Source organism: Sphingobacterium cavernae, assembly GCF_008520265.1.
Lineage (GTDB): Bacteria > Bacteroidota > Bacteroidia > Sphingobacteriales > Sphingobacteriaceae > Sphingobacterium > Sphingobacterium cavernae.
The window spans coordinates 44,210-64,005 of record NZ_VIQM01000040.1 but is presented as its reverse complement, the minus strand read 5'-3'; the positions used below and the strand labels follow the sequence as shown (position 1 = coordinate 64,005).

The 19,796-nt window shown below is 37.9% G+C and carries 9 protein-coding genes; 2 read left to right on the top strand and 7 right to left on the bottom strand.

Features of this window, described 5'->3' with window-relative positions:
* Nucleotides 1–31 precede the first annotated feature (31 nt).
* Together FLS47_RS07865 and FLS47_RS07860 are read left to right on the top strand one after the other, a co-directional pair.
* Complete coding sequence (locus FLS47_RS07865; protein WP_223225184.1) at nt 32–2,746, top strand: DUF5695 domain-containing protein; 2,715 nt, start codon at nt 32–34, stop codon at nt 2,744–2,746.
* A 3-nt stretch (nt 2,747–2,749) separates the two neighbouring features.
* Nucleotides 2,750–4,147 carry an aminopeptidase P family protein gene (locus FLS47_RS07860; protein WP_149913822.1) on the top strand — a complete coding sequence of 466 codons (1,398 nt, stop codon included), beginning with the start codon at nt 2,750–2,752 and terminating at the stop codon, nt 4,145–4,147.
* A gap of 66 nt (nt 4,148–4,213) precedes the next feature.
* On the opposite strand, the gene FLS47_RS07855 is transcribed toward FLS47_RS07860, so the two are convergent.
* From FLS47_RS07855 to FLS47_RS07825, 7 genes are all read right to left on the bottom strand, one after another.
* Nucleotides 4,214–7,249 carry a beta-L-arabinofuranosidase domain-containing protein gene (locus FLS47_RS07855; protein WP_223225183.1) on the bottom strand — a complete coding sequence of 1,012 codons (3,036 nt, stop codon included), beginning with the start codon at nt 7,247–7,249 and terminating at the stop codon, nt 4,214–4,216.
* Between the two features lie 185 nt (nt 7,250–7,434).
* Entirely contained in the window at nt 7,435–9,921 is a 2,487-nt protein-coding gene (locus FLS47_RS07850) for a sugar-binding domain-containing protein (protein WP_149913821.1), read from the bottom strand.
* Nucleotides 9,921–11,849 carry a family 43 glycosylhydrolase gene (locus tag FLS47_RS07845; protein WP_223225182.1) on the bottom strand — a complete coding sequence of 643 codons (1,929 nt, stop codon included), beginning with the start codon at nt 11,847–11,849 and terminating at the stop codon, nt 9,921–9,923. Before FLS47_RS07845 ends, FLS47_RS07850 begins: the two co-directional genes overlap by 1 nt.
* Nucleotides 11,850–11,881: 32 nt before the next feature.
* Nucleotides 11,882–13,810, bottom strand: a complete 1,929-nt coding sequence (locus FLS47_RS07840; protein ID WP_149913820.1) for a family 43 glycosylhydrolase — start codon at nt 13,808–13,810, stop codon at nt 11,882–11,884.
* A 24-nt stretch (nt 13,811–13,834) separates the two neighbouring features.
* On the bottom strand, nt 13,835–16,195 hold the full coding sequence (locus tag FLS47_RS07835; RefSeq protein WP_149913819.1) for a glycoside hydrolase family 127 protein: 2,361 nt from the start codon (nt 16,193–16,195) through the stop codon (nt 13,835–13,837).
* A 2-nt stretch (nt 16,196–16,197) separates the two neighbouring features.
* Nucleotides 16,198–18,174, bottom strand: a complete 1,977-nt coding sequence (locus tag FLS47_RS07830) for an alpha-L-arabinofuranosidase C-terminal domain-containing protein (RefSeq protein WP_149913818.1) — start codon at nt 18,172–18,174, stop codon at nt 16,198–16,200.
* A gap of 53 nt (nt 18,175–18,227) precedes the next feature.
* Nucleotides 18,228–19,793, bottom strand: coding sequence for an alpha-N-arabinofuranosidase (locus FLS47_RS07825; RefSeq protein ID WP_223225181.1), 1,566 nt, complete (start codon nt 19,791–19,793; stop codon nt 18,228–18,230).
* Between the last annotated feature and the right edge of the window lie 3 nt (nt 19,794–19,796).

The window sequence follows — 19,796 nt, the reverse complement described above, 5'->3', positions numbered from 1 at the left end:
CTTATGCTAGAAAATTTGTAACCGAAAACTGATGAAAAAAACATTCATATTTTGTTTAACTCTTTCCTTAAATGTTTTTTTTGCTGCGCAAAAGGGATATACACAAAATCCTTTTTGGGAAGAAGTAAAAAAGCAACCTGCAACTTTAGGAATTGATAAAGGATCGAAAGATTTTCAGCTTACTCAGTTAAATTTGTCCATACTTAACTCATCACAAACTGTAGCGAGTCTGAAAATGAAAACAGACAGCATATTCGACTATACTCCAGATGAGTTACTGGAAAAAAGAGATAGGGATAAGTTTTTTCACTTGGGTGATTTAAATATTAGTATTAAGCCTGTCGGAAGTTCGGATTGGAAAAATTATTCGTCCTCGACCAAAAGAATTGATGTAAAACCGATTATGGATAAAAAGTCCCTTGCAGCTGCTAATATGTCTGTTGCATTAGGTGATATTCCACTGGAAGTGAATCGTTATTGGCAAAATATCCAAGGAGATTTGGTGTTGAAATTCGAAATTAAAAACACGACAAAAACCAAATATGAAATCGGCGCATTGGGTATTCCGATGATTTTCAACAATAATTTGGATTGGAAAAATTTGGATACAGCACACATGGACAATGTTTTCTTTGATCCGTACATAGGAAAAGATGCTGGTTATTTGCAAGTCAATAGATTACATGGTAACGGACCTAGTTTGTTGGTATTGCCTTATGAAAATGCAGGATTCGAAGCGTACAATCCACTCAACGCTGATCCTACACCTCGTAGTATTACCTTCGAAGGTTTTCACGAGTGGGTGATCCATAGCAAAGCCTACGCGGAGACAGAATGGAAAGGCGTAGAACAATGGAATACACCAACTTCGACCGTGTTAAAACCGGGACAAAGCAAATCTTTTGCTGTTCGTTTTGTATTGGCACCTAGTATCAAACAGATTGAAAATGAATTGATCCGTCAACAGAGACCTGTAGCAGTTGGCGCTTCCGGATATGTTCTTCCGCTCAACAATACCGCCAAGCTATTTGTTAAATCCACCAAAGCAATCAAAAACATACAGTCTTATCCTGCTGATGCATTAGAGATACGCAAAGAACAGAACACGGCAAATAAATGGGCAAACTATACAATAAAAGGTAAAAAATGGGGTCGCGCTCGCGTAGATATTACGTACGCCGATGGTAGCTTACAAACTGTCCATTATAAAGTCATCAAAGCGGAAAAAGATGTGGTAAAAGATCTTGGTCATTTTTTGACTACTACACAATGGTACGAAAATCCAAATGACTTGTTTGGTCGATCACCTTCTGTAATTTCATACGATTATGAGACTAAATCGCATATCACACAAGAAAAACGCGCTTGGTATGCAGGACTAAGTGACGAAGCTGGAGCAGCAAGTTGGTTAGCCGCCATTATGAAGCAATTATTGCAACCGCATCCCGAAGAAATTAACAAGTTAAAACGCTTCGTAAATGAAACTATGTTTGGCAGAATTCAGCACAAAGAAGGAAAAAACAAATACGGTGTCGTAAAAAGTTTATTCTATTACGAGCCCGATTCTATGCCAGCGGGAACCTATAGTGAAGATATTAATTACAAAACATGGTCTGCTTGGCCAAAAAAAGAAGCCGATAATATTGGAAGATCGTACAATTATCCCCACGTGGCTGCAGCGCATTGGGTATTGTATAAATTGAGTAGAAATTACAATAGTCTTGTCACCGAAGAAGGCTGGTCCAATTACCTAAGACGCGCTTACCATACAGCTATTGCTATGGTAGAAAAAGCGCCATACTATGCGCAATTTGGGCAAATGGAAGGAAGTGTTTTCTTATTTATACTCCAAGATTTGAAAAAAGAAGGCTTAACAGCCGAAGTTACTCATTTGGAATCCACCATGCGCAAAAGAGCTGAGCATTGGCGCAAATTAAATTATCCATTTGGTAGTGAAATGCCTTGGGACTCCACTGGACAAGAAGAAGTGTATTTGTGGTCTAAATATTTTGGCTTCAATGACAAAGCGCTAGTGACACTAAATGCAATCCTAGCATACATGCCTACTGTGCCTCATTGGGGATACAATGGTAGTGCTAGACGGTACTGGGATTTTGTGTATGGGGGCAAGTTATCGCGTATCGAACGTCAATTGCATCACTATGGCTCAGCACTCAATTCTATTCCTGTCCTACATGAATACCGTAATAATCCTAGTGATTTCTACTTATTACGTGTTGGCCATGCAGGCATGATGGGCGCTTTAGCCAATGTGACGGAGGATGGTTTTGGTCCCGCAGCATTCCACTCTTATCCTTCTACATTAGCCAATGATGGTATTTCGGGAGATTATGGAAGTGGTTTTTATGGCTATGCTGTGAATTCAGGCACCTATATCATTAAACATCCCGAATTTGGCTGGTTAGCTTTTTCAGGCAATTTGACGCAGCAAAAAGATCTTATCACTGTAGAAGTCACGACAGCCTCGCAATCGAAAATTTTCTTAGCGGAAGAGACCTTATGGATAACCACAGAAGTCGGCGAGATAAACAAATTCACTTACGATGAAAAAACAAAAGAAGTGACATTAGCATTTAACAGCACTGTCAATGATGTAGAAATAAACAACATAATACTATCTTTGAATGCGGAAAGTGGCTATCAGGTGGAAGGTGTTACTAAAAATTCCAATGGTAGATACTTAATACCTAAGGATAAGAAAACAGTCACTTTAAAAAAGAAATAAAATATGTTTTCAACAACTACTTATATTCGACGAAGACAACAATTAATACAAAATATCAATACAAAAGGGATTCTCCTTTTCTTAACCAACAAGGAGAATCCTATTAATTTTGAACACAATTGCTACCCTTTCCGACAGGATAGCAGTTTTTTGTATTATTTTGGAATAAAAGCTGCTGGTATTTGTGCTGCTATAGATTTGGATGCAAATGAAACATTAATATTTGGCGACGAGGCAAGTATAGATGATATAGTATGGACTGGACGATTAGAAACTTTGCATGAAAAAGCTACTAAATCTGGTGTTGTAAAAATACTACCCAGTAAAGAAATTCGTAATTTCTGTGAAAAAGCTATTGCGCAAAATCGTACGATTCATTACTTACCACCTTACCAGGGTTATAACAAGATCTTGATTGCTGAATTAACACAAACACAAATTCCCAATTTACAACCTTCTGTAGCTTTCATAAAAGCTGTTGTACAGCAACGTGCAGTCAAAGAAGAGCAAGAAATTCACGAGATCGAAAAAGCGTTGACTACGACAGTCGAAATGCATAAATTGGCTATGCACATTACCAAAGCAGGAATGAAAGAATACGAAATCATTAATGCCATGCGTCATTATGCCGAAGATCAAGGTTGCACATTCGCCTATCCACCTATTGTCACAAAGCATGGTGAAATATTGCACAATCTGCATAGCCACCATACTCTTGCAGTAGGAGATATGATTTTGAATGATTCGGGATGTGAAACAGACAAAGGTTATGCAGCAGATTTGACACGCTCCTACCCTGTTGCAAGTAAGTTTTCTTCGGTACAACGTGATATTTATACAATAGTACACCAAGCAATTGCTTCTGCAAGCAGAATATTATCACCTCAAATTAAATTTAAAGAAGTGCACTTACGTTCTGTGACATCATTAATGGAGGGGCTAAAAGATCTAGGAATCGTGAAAGGTAATATCGAAGATGCTGTGCAAGCAAATGCCTTTACGCTTTTCTTTCAGTGTGGAACAGGCCATATGATGGGGCTTGATGTGCACGACATGGAAGATTTGGGAGAGCAATACGTCGGCTACACAGAGGATGAACCCAAAGACACAACAACTTTTGGTTGGAAATCTTTGCGATTAGCAAAGAAGCTTGAAACTGGTAACGTCCTTACTGTCGAACCCGGAATCTACTTCATCCCTACGCTTATCGATATGTGGGCGGCAGAACGAAAACTTTCCGAATTCATTAATTACGATAAGCTCGCGCAATACAGAGATTTTGGCGGTATTCGTATTGAAGATAATTATGTCATTACAGATGATGGTTATCGAACATTAGGTCCAAAACTCATGCAATCATTCGAAGAGATTGAAGATTACCGCGCCGCTCATCTTTCATAAAAAAATCCCTCTAGATATACGTTAGAGGGATAAAATATATAGATACGGTTTATAACTTCCTTTGATTTATTTCAATGTCACATCTAGATACACCGAATGTCTTCCATACGTATCATAGAACGGTTTGAATTGTATTCCGTCAATGTTGAATTCTAAAGTTTTTGGATCACCTTTAATACTCTTAGCCAAATCTTTAGCATCTAGCGTGACCCTTCTCCAATCTACTCTCGCTTCAGTCTCTTGTGCGGCTAATAGAATCGGTCCATAGAACAAACTAGCTATATTTTGTTGATCCATTACAGGATCCAAATGGAAATCAAACGGCATTTGCAATTCGATTGCATCGCCATTTTTCCAATTTCTTTGCAATACTAAATAAGAACCTGCTTCTGCTTTAACCTTTTGTAGTTTACCATTTATCTTCACTGCAAAACCTTTTTTTGCCCATTGCGGTACACGCACGTGAATCGCAAAATTACCCTCACCTTTTACAACTAATCTGGTGTGATCTTCTTTCGGAAAATTTGTAACTTGTTCGATAATGACATTTCGCTCCTTCCAATCCAATGAAGAAGGGATAAACAAATTCACGTAAAGCGACTGATTATCCGTACTTCTATGATAAATAGCGCTTTGCAATTTTGTATTACTTTCTATGGCTGTTCCGTTACAACATGTGAAGCCTGTCATATTTGGATTTCCAAATTGTTTTATAGAACCGGGACGAAGGGGAACATGATATGTATTTGCTGGTGTATGTTCATCCACCGAAGCTAAAATATGATTATATAAAGCTCGTTCGTAATAATCCATATATTCCGCTTTCTGATCAAACAGGAATAAGTTGGAAGTTAGCTTCAACATATTGTAGGTCGCACAAGTTTCATTTTGACCACCCGCCGAAAATCCATTTTCATACAAAGTAGACGGTTCTTTGGTGAAACATTCAGCATTAGCCGGATTGCGCGCACCAGCCATACCGCCAATACTGTACATATAATCGTTAACAGCTTTGTACCAAAAATTGTCAGCGACTTTGTAATATTCATCCAAATTAGAAACGCGGTACATTTCAATACTTCCAACGATTTGTGGAATATGCTGATTAGCATGTAATCCACGGAATGAATCCACATTCTTGGCAAGACCATGCGCATGATCCGCATTCCCGAAGAACAAGTCTATATTATCAAAAAGCTGTGCCGTTTTAAGATATTTAGAGTCTTTGGTGATCGCGGCTAATTGGGCTAAAGTTTCGTTCATTCCTCCGAACTCACCAGCGATATACGTATTCCACATGCTAATTAATGTTTCTTTTGGCAATGCATTCAACCGTACATGCACCCAATCAGTCATGCCAATAGCGATATCCAGAGCTTTTTTATTTCCGCTTACTTGATACACATCCAAAAGCCCAGCCAAGATCTTATGTAAAGTATAGTACGGAGCCCATACTTGATTTTTTTGTCCTCCATATTTTGCACCATTTTCCAACATGATAAATTGATCTGGAGGGTAAGCACTTATAAATCCTTTACCCCAATTCCAATAATCTGTACGAATTCCTTCAACACTCAAATCCGAATCATAACTTTCTCTATTGGCTCCAACAGGAACTTTCAACGGATCAATCACAGAAGTACCCTTTTCATTTGGTTTTCCAGATAATTGTGCCAATTCATATAAAACATCCAGCATATAGGACATTTTTTGTGCAAAATTTTCATGCAATATTTTATCATACGTCGTACTTGCAAAAGCCTGTGCCAATGCCGTAAGGTAATGACCTGTAGTGTGACCCCGCAGTTTGGTGTCTTGACTATCCCACACACCTAATGGCTTAGCATCAGCAGGTTGTGGCTGACCGAAAGCATTCCGGAACATATACAGAAAGGAATTAGGATCTGTATTGGCTAAAGTTCCTAAGAATTTATTTCTATTTTCGAGTAACTTAGTCTGCTTGTTGTTTGCGTCCGTATTCAATGAAACTTGTTCCAATGGAAAAGCAGCTAATTGTACTGCTGGAGCTTTACTTTCTGATTTTCCTTTAACTGTTACTACTGCTTTTGGAATCAGAGATGAACCAGGTATTTTACCTCTAATGCTGTATTGTCCAGCCTGCATCACTTCGGCATTATCAATTGGCGCAGGCCAAATGACACGCACCTTTGGTCCTACCATATTATCCTTATATTCTCCTTGTATAAAGCTTGGTAATCTTGGCAATTCACCGACAGCTGTTTCCACCTGCACATCAGAAATCTTTACCAAGTAACTATTGTACAATTGAGATTGCGTGAGTGGGAACTCTGGTAGATTGTCCTCGACCTTATTCGCACGATTTTGATCTTGACCTACACCTTTTACGACATTATTGTATATGCCAGCAATTTGTCTTTTGCTCAATGGTACACGATATATTCTAAAATCATGCAATAGTGCTTGAAGTGGAGCATCCTTTTTCAGCACGGAATTACCTATCAACAATGTTGAACCTTCAACAGAACCAGATCCCAACAGTTTTAGAAAATCAATATTTACACCTTTTTTTTGTGCTGAAAGCTTATTATCTACATATAAACTTACGGTCTTTGCGGATGCATCCAATACCACAACCAAATGACTCCATTTATTAGTAGGAAGCGAAGTGCCTTCAAGATTTATATCTGCGAAATTTACGTTCAACTTTCCTTCTTGCTGAGAGGCATAGAATAAAGACTTTTTATCCTTTACAAAATCAAAAACAGTTTGTGTCTTAGTCGCTGATTTAGAAAATAACCATGTCGAAATACTTAAAGATTCAATATTCAATAAAGCATCACTGGGCAGTGAAAGGAATGTTGAATTGTTATTTTCAAAAGATAAGACCGTGTTGAATTTAGGATCCGATACAAATTTTGGCTGTCCACCTTGATATATGCCATGCAAATTATTACGTGACCAATCTTTAAAATCACCATTGAAAATATAACGAGAAACCATTCCCGTTTCTCCAATACCATCTAAAATTTGATCCCCATTTTGTGCTTTGACCAAACTAGAGAAGCAGACGATAACAAGTATAGGAATAATAGTAGAAAACACTTTAATAGGCTTCATCATGACCTTAGTATATGTAATAAGGATTAGAAAGTTAAAATTAAGGATTATCTCAAATCACAATTGGGTTGATATTAGCTAAAAGCAATTGAATTTTAACCAAGTAATTATTCAACACAACAAAAAATGGTTGTAAAATTAATTACAACCAATCTTCAATTTGATAACTATACTATAAACATGATATACTAATTAAAAGTGACTTTTATCTCTTTAGATTTAAGCCAATCGGATTTTAAAACTATTTTTCCTTCTTGCTCACCCCTATTATTAGCATTAAAATAAATAATCATACGCCCTCTAAAAACACGATGTCTATTATCCGTATAGCTCGTCATATCTGAGTTATTTCCGCCTTCCATTCCCAATAATCTAATATTGCGTGAAGATTCAAATGTAATCTCATCCTCTGACAACAATACAGGCACACCATGCTCGTCCACAATTTGAACCTCTATTTGTCCGACTTCTCCATGCTGAGAAATAGTGATTTGCTCTTCTTTAACGGTAATTGCGTGTGGACGGTTACTTGTTTGAATAAAATGACGAGTAATTTCCTTGCCATTTGCATCCAAACCTACTGCTTCTAATTTGCCATCTGCATAGGGTATATCCCAAAAGAAAACACCAAACTTACCCTTATCCGATTTTTTTTCTCCGACTTGCTTTCCGTTCAACTCCAAATAAGCTTGACCTGCATTAGTATATGCTACTACACGGATCAATTGATTCGCTTGATAATTCCAAATCGGCCAAGCATCAGTAGATGGTTGTTCATTTCTTCTGCGCTCGTTGACTTCTAATACAGAAGTATTGTTGTCCCAATTTCCACCTGATAATGGATATGTTCCGATATAAACCATGGGCTTGTCCGACCATAACGATTGTCTGAAATATCCTCGAGGCTTGATATATCCGCCTAAATCCATCAATCCCGAATAAAAACCGCGCGAAGGCCAACGTCCTGATTCGCCCAAGTAATCAATACCCGTCCACAGAAACTGTCCGAAAATAAATTCATTATCTGCTACAGCTTTCCAAGCTTCTAGATCGTGTCTGTTTTCGCTACCGTAAATAATACGATTAGGGTATTTTTTGTGATCTTCGTGATATTTGCTTTCTGTGTAATTGTATCCTGCAATATCCAATGCACCTGGATATTCTGTTTCATTTGACATGGCTACACCTGCCAAACCTGCTGTCACAGGTCTACTCAAATCATATTTTTTAACTACCGCAACTAATTTTTTGGCAATCACACCAAGTCGCATTGCGTCTGGCGCATCCTTTTTATAACCGCCATAAATGGCTTGTGTAAAGCCTTGATTTTTATCACCATTCAAAATTGGATGCGAATAAGGATCGTTTGGATAATCCACTTCATTGCCAATACTCCATGCAAAAATCGACAAATGATTACGATCTCTACGAACAATGCTTGCTAAATCCTCTTCACCCCATTTTTCGAAGAAGTCATACATCCCTTGAAAACCAGGTGTCCCAACATTCCAACCTTCAAGCCATTTACGTTTCGGAAATTCCCATTCGTCATATGCTTCATTTAAAACTAACAACCCTAATTCATCACATAGTTCATAAACGATACTAGCTTGAGGATTATGACTTGTTCTGACTGCATTAACGCCAATTTCTTTTAGATTTAGCAATCTTCTTTTCCAAACTTCACGGTATACTTCTGCACCCAACACACCTGAATCGTGGTGGAAACAGATGCCTTTCATTTTCATCCATTTGTCATTCAAGGCAAAGCCTTTGTTTGGATCAAAAGTAAATTTGCGAAATCCTGTTTTAACTGTGGAAGTGCCTATCAGCTTGTCTTTGTCAAATATTTTAGTTTTCAACTTATACAAAACAGGAGATTCCAAAGACCAGAGTTGTGGTTTATTAACTTTCAATTGCGATTTGAATGCTAATTTGTCGTTTGCCTTCAGAGAATAAGAGTTATTATTTTTAGCTACAACTTTGCCTTGAGCGTCGATCAATTCATACTGAACTTTTACGCTTTTAGTTTGGTTCAGATCATTCACCAAATTCAATTCAATTTGTAGAGTACCTGCATCTTTATTGATTTCAGGATAACAATACACGCCCCACAAATCAATATGCAAAGGTTCGGACTTCACCAAATACACATCACGATATATTCCAGAACCGGTATACCATCTGGAATCTGCGTCCTGACTATGATCTACACGTACTGCAATTACATTGTCCTCTCCATAGTTGATATGTGGTGTCAGATCATACATGAACGAAACATAGCCATTTGGTCTGTGTCCTAGAGGTTGTCCATTGATATACACATCACTGCGATTGTATACACCCTCGAAATACACAAACATTTTTTTACCCGAATCTTCCTTTGGAATACTCACAACTTTATAATACCATCCGATTCCGCCAGGTAAATATCCCGTAGCAGAGGCTAATGAAGGATTCAACGTTTGCTTCACTGTCCAGTCATGTGGTAGATCTAATCGTTGGAATGACCTATCAAACTGTTTGATTTGTTGACCATCCTTGATATCGGATAATTTGAAATACCAGTCTTGATTTATATTCACAGGAATGCCAAAACCTGGCTTTGCAATTGAAATATTTACAAAGCCGCAAAACAAAAACAGTGTATATAATAAATTGACAATCAGCTTCATTACAAACTAGGTTTTATTGGTAAAATATTCCCCTCTGCATCGAATTGCAATGGATCAATACAAACTTCTCTGTGGAATCCTGCTGCATCACCCATTTTGATACCGTTGGGAATGCTAAAACGGTGGTAAACAATATACCATTCGTCTTTTCCTGACACTTGAATAACTGAATTATGACCTGTGCCGTAAATACCACGAGAAGGGTCTTTTTGAAGGATTTTATTATTCGGTGGAATAGTTATTGGTCCAGTAGGCGAATTTGAATAACCATATCGCACACTGTAGTTTTCACTACGTGTATCATCTTCAGACCAGAAATAATAGTATTTATTATTACGATAAATCACAAATACACCTTCGCGGAAAGTTCCATTTGGCGTGATAATTTTCATCGTATTTTTCTTGATATTTAGCATATCCTTTTCCAACTCTGCAACTGCTAAATACCCATTACCCCAATACAGATAGCTTTTCCCTGATTTTGGATCATTGAACACCGCAGGATCAATTTCTTGACCTCTATTGACACCTTCTGGTTTGAAGTCTATTAGTGGTTTCCCTGAATCTTTGAAAGGTCCAGTTGGTTCATCCGACACCGCTACACCGATTTTCTGCGCAGCTGTGAAATAGTAGAAATACTTATAATTTTTTCCAACTTTTTTCTCCGTAATCGTAGGTGCCCAAGCATGACGATCTGCCCAAGAAACATCTTTCTTTAAATCCAAAATTACACCTTCATCTTTCCAATCTCTCAAATTTTCTGACGAAAAAGTCTTGAAATAATAACCGCCCCAACCATCAAATCCATCACTCGTTGGGTACATAAAGTACTTTTTGTGCTTTTGTGAATAGATAATATCTGGATCAGCATAATAGCCTTCAAGCACTGGATTTTTAGCCGCTGGAATTTCTATTCCTTCTGGTTTACCCCATTTATTGGTCAAGGCAATTAATTCTGATCTCGAGAGTGGAATAATAGACCCATGTCTTGGATGGAAATCCATAGAAATCTTTTGATCAATCAATTGAAATCTATCTAAATCAGTACTTTCACAAAAATCATAACGTCCTTTGTGGTAGACATCATACATCAAAATATATTTGTCTGAATGATTTAACTTGAAAATACTTGAGCCTTCCACCGCATCACGCGTTTGTTGTTTGTATCCTGGTTGTTCAATCCATTTTCCAGAAGTCAAAGAATCTGTAATTGCAAGACGCAGACCATTTCCATGTCCTTCAGTTTTGTAAAACATGTAGAATAGTCCATTCTTATTAATGATATCTCCATCGATACATGATTTGCCATTTTTCGGAAGGAATAACGGTTTTGGCTCTGTTTCTAGATCTGTGAAATCAGCATTGGCATAAGAATAATAGATAATATCTGGACCGTTGCCGTGCTTCATAGACCAATAAACCATGTATTTACCCACGGACTCATCGTAAATAGTTTGTGGCGCCCATACACGTTTAAGATCTTCTTGTCCTTTAAATCTCTTTTGGATATGAATGTTGGAATGCGACCAAGTAAGTAAATCTTTTGATTTCAATAATACCATCGCACGATTAGAATCCCAACCTTTGGAAGAGGTCATATCCGTCAATACCATATAGAACGTTTTGTCATCGTGCCCACGAAGAATATGTGGATCACGTACACCTCCTGTTAAACTAATGTCAGAAGAATTGATAACAGGCTGGTTGCTATTTAGCGTTTTAAAATTATAGCCATCCGTGCTTATAGCATAACACACAACTTCATTTTCTACGGCATTACCTTTGAAATATGTGAATAAATAACCGACATAATCTTTGTCTGTCGGACCAGACTTATACCCTTGTGCAAACGTCCACACCCCTATGAACTGTATAAGCAGGATAAGTCCTATAACTTTTTGGTTTAGTTTTAAGTTGATTAACATCATAATATTAGTTCTAGCTTTTAATAAATATTCTCTTATTGAAGACCTTCGGTGGTCATAACTATCTTTTTGATTGTACCATCTTCATTATATTCCATCCGATCGATACATACCGATCTGCTGTAACTGCCCCCATCTGTATTAATGCCCCCATTGTGGTAAATAAAGTACCATTGGCCTTTGAATTCAACAATGGATTGGTGGTTTGTGTTACTATTACCTGCGATTTCATTCAAAATACCTTTGTACTCATAAGGTCCTTGGATATTGTCCGACATCGCATAAGCAATCTTTTCTGGAAATTCAGTTGCATATGTCAAGTAATATTTTCCTTTATATTTGTGAATCCAAGGTGCCTCTGTGAAAGAAAACCCATCAAAATTAACTTGCTTAATCTCTCCGTCGATTTCAATCATGTTGTCTTTGAGCTTCGCATAATAGCATTCTCTATTTCCCCAAAAAATCCAAGCTGTGCCATCATCATCAATATAGACCGCTGGATCAATACACGCCCAAGAATGCGTCGAAGCAAAACAATCCATATTCGTTAATAATGGTTTTCCCAATGCATCTTTAAATGGACCTTCAGGACGATCCGCTACGGCAACACCAATACCTGTATGATTAGTACTCACATACCAATAGTATTTGCCATTGCGCTCTGTGACATGACCCGCAAATGCAGCTTTACTTGTTGCCCATTTAAATTCATCGACATGCAAGGGAACAGGATATTCTGTAAAGGTCTTCATATCGGTCGTCGAATAAACTAACCAATCTTTCATCACGTAACCGCGCTGACCTCCTTCGAAATCATGTCCAGTGTATAACCATAATGTATCATCTTTCACTAATGCTGCAGGATCTGCCGTGAAATGATGCTGGATAATTGGATTTCCTTTGGGTTGAAATACATATCGATCTCCTTTTTGTGTAGGTTGAATCAGCTCTGGTAATACCCCCCCCCATTTACGATCCAACGCACGTGCTTCATCTTTTGTGATTGAAATAATACTGCCGTGACGTGGATCAAAATTTTTAGTGAAAGATTCTGGTTTTTCGGTAAATGTTGCTAAATCTTTGCTGCGTTGAAACTCATATCTTCCATCAGAATACACATCGTACATCAATAAATATTCATCCGAATTATTTAGTTTAAAAATACTTGAACCCTCCACTTTCGTATTAGTGCCTGCATAACTATCTAAATAACCCTCATTTTCTTTCCAAGGCCCCCATAATGATTTTGATGTAGCGACTTTAATACCGTTTTTAAACTCTTTTCCATTTTCGTCTTTCGTATTTCCTTTATAGAAGAAATGGTACGTTCCTTTGTCAAAAATTATATCGCCATCTATTCCACCAAATTTAGGGCTAAAAAGTAATTTTGGTTCTGACTCAAATCCTGTAAAATCTTTATTTGCATAAGCAGCGTAAAAATCCAATTTTTCATTGTGGTGGTAGCGAACGGTAAAATACACCAAATACTTGCCTTTTTTAGTGTCGTAAAAAGTTTGCGGTGCCCACACCCATTTTACGTTTTTGAATTTCTTAGGATACGATTGCTCTAAGTTGATGATTTTATGTTTCCATTTTGCCAAGTCATCAGAATACATCAAGATGATACCGGGATTCGTGTCCCAGCCATCTTTGAATGTTTTCATATCTGTAGCTACCATATAAAATCCTTTATCGTGTCCGCGTAGCAAATGTGGATCACGAATACCTCCAGTACTAGAAATCGTATCTGATGCTATAACAGGGAAATTATTATGCATTGCTTTCCACTTAATACCATCGGAGCTAGTCGCAAATCTTAAATATTCGCGTTTCATGGGATCCGATTTACCTTCGAAATACGCAAAAAGATAGCCTGCATATTGCGTATCCTTATTCTGGTCTTGACCAAATAAACATGTGCTGCAAAGCATTAAAAGTGGTATAATTATTTCATTAAGTCTCATATTGGTAATTGTATCGTGTTTAGGTTATTCTAGTATTTCAGCTAATAATCTAATTTCTCTAATCTTAGGTACAGTAAGATTGTCTTTTCCTTGCAGTGTCACCTTCATTTTATCGTTTGTCTGCGGAAGTAAATAGTATCGTCCATTTTCTCTTTTGTCAGCAACTTTTAAAGGTTGACCATCCAAAAGCACAGCAAAATCTTTAGTATTCCCTTCCAAGTCCGAAATCCACAAATATTTTGCACGATTATTTTTATTTGTCATTTGGTATGAAAACCAACCTGATGCATTACGCCACTGTACGCCATTATCAGATCCAATAGTCGACTGATCGTATTGGATACCGTGATCTGATTCAGATTGCTGTTGTCCACATTGAATTTGATCAACGGTAATTGCGTTCAGACGTCTCTGGTAATTATCACGTTCATATTTCACGAGTCTCTCCGCAAGTTCATTGCTAGAATCTACCTTCGGCCAATAAATAATATATCGGCTGTCATGCAGTTTGTAAAACGGCATAAGCTCCATTTGTGTCTCGGTATTCTTTACTTGCAGACTATTTAATTTGAAACGTAAATCGCGAGGCGAAACCATTTCTACTTTTTCTTCTAAGGCTGCGGAATTAGACACCAAATGCGGAATTTCCGTTAGGGAAACCTGATCTCCTTTAGCAATATGTCCTCCACGGCTATCATCAGCCAATAATCCAGTCATATTATCTGCATTTGTTTTTGCGGCTAGCACAACTGGTCCATAGCGGTAAGCATAATACGGCGACTGATCAGGAATTTGTTCTACATTTATTTCAATTGGGAATTCAATTACGATTTTATCGTTATTCTTCCACTTACGATCGATAGAAATATACCCAAACTCATCCGTCGTAGACTTAAATGTCTTGCCATTAACTTTTACAACTAATCCATCTTTCTTTACCCAGCTTGGATAACGTACTTTTAAAGCTAATTTTTGCGATTTCTTTGTTTTAAGAGACAAAGTTGTTTTACCTTCTTGAGGAAAAATAGTTTGCTGAATTAATTGTATACCTTTTTCTTTCCAATCTAATTCTGAACCAACAAAAAGATTCACAAACAATTCATTATCGCGGTGGGCATAAATTAACTCCCCGTATTTGGAATGGTTTTCTATACCTGAGCCTACACAACACCAAAAACTTGTGTGCGGCTGCGAATACACACGATAATGTGAAGGACGCATCGATGTGAAATAAACCAAACCGCCATGTTCCGGATGTTGCGATGATAAAATATGATTATACATCGCACGTTCGTAATAATCTACAAACTTACTTTGTCCATCCGATTGGAAAAACTGCGTGCTCAACTTCATCATATTGTAGGTATTGCAGGTCTCAGGCCCCTCAATGTTGGTCATCATGTTGGAAAAGTCCGTTGAGGGGTGAAAATGTTCACTAGCACTATTACCACCAATCGCAACAGAACGTTTGTTTACAACAGTTTCCCAGAAGAATCGTGCACCTTCATCCCAATCTTTTCTGCCTTCAAGATCAGCAATACGTTTAGCACCTATTATTTTGGGAATTTGGGTGTTAGCATGTTTTCCTGTTAACTCATCTTTTTGCGCGATAAGTGGATTTAAAATCTGAAGATGGGTAAATTTCTCCGCTAATTTCATGAAGCGCGGATCGTTAGCAATTACTGCAGCATCTGCAAAAACCTCATTCAAACCACCATGCTCACTACGTAGCATATCCTGAATCTCCGCGTCTGTCAGCCCACTGATTAAATCAACTCCCCAATTTGTAAGTTTAATCAGCATATCCTTGGCATCTTCACGTCCTGCTAGTGTGTACGCGTCACGAAGTCCAGCGTATATTTTGTGAATATTGTATAAAGGAACCCAACGACCATTGAGGTCAAAGCCTCCCGCTCTAATTTTCCCTTGCTTCACATCTGTCCAGAATTCTTGACTTCTTGGCACACCACCAATATATCCAGTACCCAAGTTATCTTGACATCTCTTAAGCTCTTTGAGTACATAATCTAATTTGTCGTAAGCTGCCTGATCGCCTGAAGCTGCATACAATAACGCCAACGCGGAAACATAATGACCTCCTATATGACCATCAAGCCCAGAATTTTCCCAGTTTGTATAGTTCGGTTTTTTGGGCGTTAGACCTGCCTCTTTTAAATACGGAGCCAATAGTCGGTCCGCATCCAATTCAAGAACATAACGCTTATTTAGATTCTGCGCGTGCAGAAATAAGTCATCCTTGAGTCTTACATCTGATAAGCTAAACAAAGAAATTCCTTGGTTATTATCCTGCGCTTTACTATTTGAAGAAATCAATACAGCAATCGCAACAGCAATGATTTTATTTCTGCACACAAATCTTTTCATACTTATAATTTTATTTTGATTAGGTTGACTGATTTACTTTTCAAAGTATAGGCTAACTTTTTGCCTTTGAAATTCACTTCTGATGTTACAGGAGAAACAGAAGGTGCTTTTCCTACTTCATTATGCGCTAAAGGATCGTCATGTTGTAAAACAGTAACTTCCGCTTTGCCTTGTGATTTTTTAATTCCTTTCAAATCAATATTTAGCTGCTGTGTAGATTCACCCACATTTATGATTTTTAGAACTAGCTCATTTGTATTTTTATCGACCACAGCAGAACCATATATATTATCCTGACCAGTTATATTATTTCCATCGCGTAAGAATGGTACTACATCAGTTCCTTTGTTGGTGCTATACATTTTCTGCACGTGGTAGCTAGGCGTCACAAACACATTAAGATTATCCACCCAAATTAAATCTGGTGTCCATTGCCAACCGTCAATATGAGCAAACAATGGTGCATAAGATGCTAATTGAACGACATCTGCATTACGCTCTACACCAGTCAAAAATGCGGCTTCGGATAATGCGGCTTCCCAGTTATTACGATACTCTGGTTTTTTATTGTTTTTACTATGTGAAGCGTATTCGCCAGCGAAAATTTTCGGTCCGTTGCTGTCATAGTTATCATATCGTGTCACATTCGACAAGAACCACTCTGGACTTCTGTAAAAATGCTCATCGATGATATCGATTTTCATCGCACGCAATTCTTTGTCCAAATATTCAAAACGTTCGCCTTCTGGATCTGTACCAGAGCTTGCTATGATTTCAATTTCTGGATGATACTTTTTCAATGCATCTTGAAATACTTTTAACCTTTCTACATATTGCGGACCCCAGTTTTCATTACCTACACCTAACATCTTCAAATTAAATGGTGCAGGATGTCCCATGTCGGCACGTAACTTACCCCATTGTGTATTCACTGAACCATTTGCAAATTCTATAAGATCTAATGCATCTTGTACATATTCATCCAACTGATCCAAAGGAACTACCTCACCCGTATTGAATTGACAAGCCATACCACAATTCAAAATTGGTAAAGGCTCTGCGCCCAAGTCTTCAGCTAACAAGAAATACTCATAAAAACCAAGTCCGAAAGTTTGGAAATAATCTGGTGTCAAACGATGCGCAAATTCAGTATTCCAACGATTTACGATTAGTTGTCTGCTCTCGATAGGACCTACAGTTTTTTTCCATTGAAAGCGTTGCGAAAGATCAAACCCTTCTACGATACATCCTCCAGGAAAACGAATAAATCCAGGCTTCAAGTCAGCTAATGTTTGAACCATATCGGCACGAAGACCTTTTTTACGACCTTTCCACGTATCTGTTGGGAACAATGAAATCATATCCACATCGATTGTTCCTTCGCCATCAAACCAAATTTGAAGGTTGGCTTTTGGATCTGTTTTACTAGACGTAAAGCTAACTTCCTGATATTGCCATTGATTATTTGCTTGAGAAGGCTTCAATGAAGTTTTACCAATTACTTCCCCATTGCTATCGACTAATTCTACTCGAATTGAAATCCCTGGAGCCGGTTGACGATACCACAAAGAAAATTCATATGTGTTATTTTGTTTCACGCCCATTCCGCGAAAACCTTCATTTCGCAAGCCAATAGGACTATTATTTGAACTATTTTTTGCTACGCGTAAATAACGTGGATTCGCTTCGCTATTCATTTGGCGATTCAGAATAAGGTAGTTACCCTCTTTTACAGTACCCAAATTTTTCCAGCCCATCATCGGTCTGAAGAATTCAAATGATCTATTTTTAATTAATTCAGCATAGATCCCGCCATCGGCGCCCATATTGATATCTTCAAAAAATACACCCCACATATTTGGGTTGATTTTAGCTGTCGATTTATTGATATCTACAACTAACGATTTCTGTTGCGCATTACTAAATTCCAAACTCTGGATTGCCAGAGCTGCTAATACTATATATTGTTTAAGTTTCATTTGTTTACTAATTGGTAGAAAAGCTTTTTATAACTTTCCCTTTTAAATACATATTATTTCAAATTAAGAACCAATACAGAATAGGCTGGTAATTCGACTTTTAATTGATTATTTGACACTTTAGCACCATTGAAAACCGTAGGTTTAATTTTATCTGGCACTTGGAAAGTATTGTGGTCTGTCAACGATTTGGAAGTCAATATTCTTCCTTTCACATCCTTATAATTTTTATCTAAGTCAATGACAATTTCATGTTTTGTTGTTGGATCAATATTTACTAATGAAATATGTGTCTCCCCGTCTTTAGTCGATGCAGAAGCATGAATTGCTGGAATTTTTTCGTTTCCAAAAGTGTAGTCTTTGCTTTGCAGTGAAAGTGGAATCAGAGTTGCATCTTGATGAACTTTGTACATTTCCATTACGTGGTACGTAGGTGTCAAAATCATTTTGTCACCTTCGGTCAAGATAACAGCTTGCAACACATTCACTGTTTGTGCTAAGTTTGCCATACGAACACGCTCAGCATGATTGTTAAATACATTTAATGTTACGCCTGCAATCATCGCATCACGCATCGTATTTTGTTGATACAAGAAGCCTGGATTCGTACCGGGTTCTACTTCATACCAACCACCCCATTCGTCAACGACTAATGCCACTCTTTTTCTCGGATCGTACTTGTCCATGATAGCTGAGTGTTTTGTAACCAACTCTTCCATTTGCCAAGCAGACTTCATTGTTTTGAAATATTGCTCGTCTGTAAAACCCGTTGCAGGACCTTTTTTATTCCATTCTACATTTGAATAATGGTGCAAAGCCAATCCATCAACCATATTATGCGGGATTTTTTTCATCAGCACTTCCGTCCAATTATAATCCCCACCATTTGCGCCCGAAGCGATGCGGTACAATCCGCCTGTATTCGTCCAGTCCGACATAAATGTGGAATACTTGCGGTATATATCCGAATAATATTCAGGTGTCATATTACCGCCGCATCCCCATGCTTCGTTACCTACACCCCAATATTTTACTTTCCAAGGATTCTCTCTTCCATTTTTACGGCGTAGATCAGCCATTGGGCTTGTACCACTGTGATTGACATATTGCACCCAATCGGCTAATTCTTGTACTTCACCGCTACCTACATTGCCTGCTAGATATGGCTCTGTTTCCAACAGCTCACACATATTTAAGAAATCATGTGTGCCAAAACTGTTATTTTCGGTTACTCCTCCCCACCATGTATTGACGATTGTAGGTCGCTTATCTTTAGGACCAATCCCATCTTTCCAGTGGTAAGTATCCGCAAAACATCCTCCCGGCCAACGTAAATTTGGAATTTTTAATTTCTTTAGTGCTTCAACAATATCGTTACGAACACCAGCTGTATGTGGAATAGTTTTGTTTTCTTCGCCAACATAAAACCCGCCATAAATACAGCGACCTAAATGCTCGGCAAAATGTCCGTAAATGTGTTTGTTAATGGTTATCTTTTTGTCCGATGTATTTAATTTTACAGTATTCGAAGCAACCTGGGCTTGACTGGTCTGTAACATAAATAGCATGCTGAGCACTGCACCCGATTGCAGTGCTTTGCTTAAAAAGTTCTTTTTCATAAT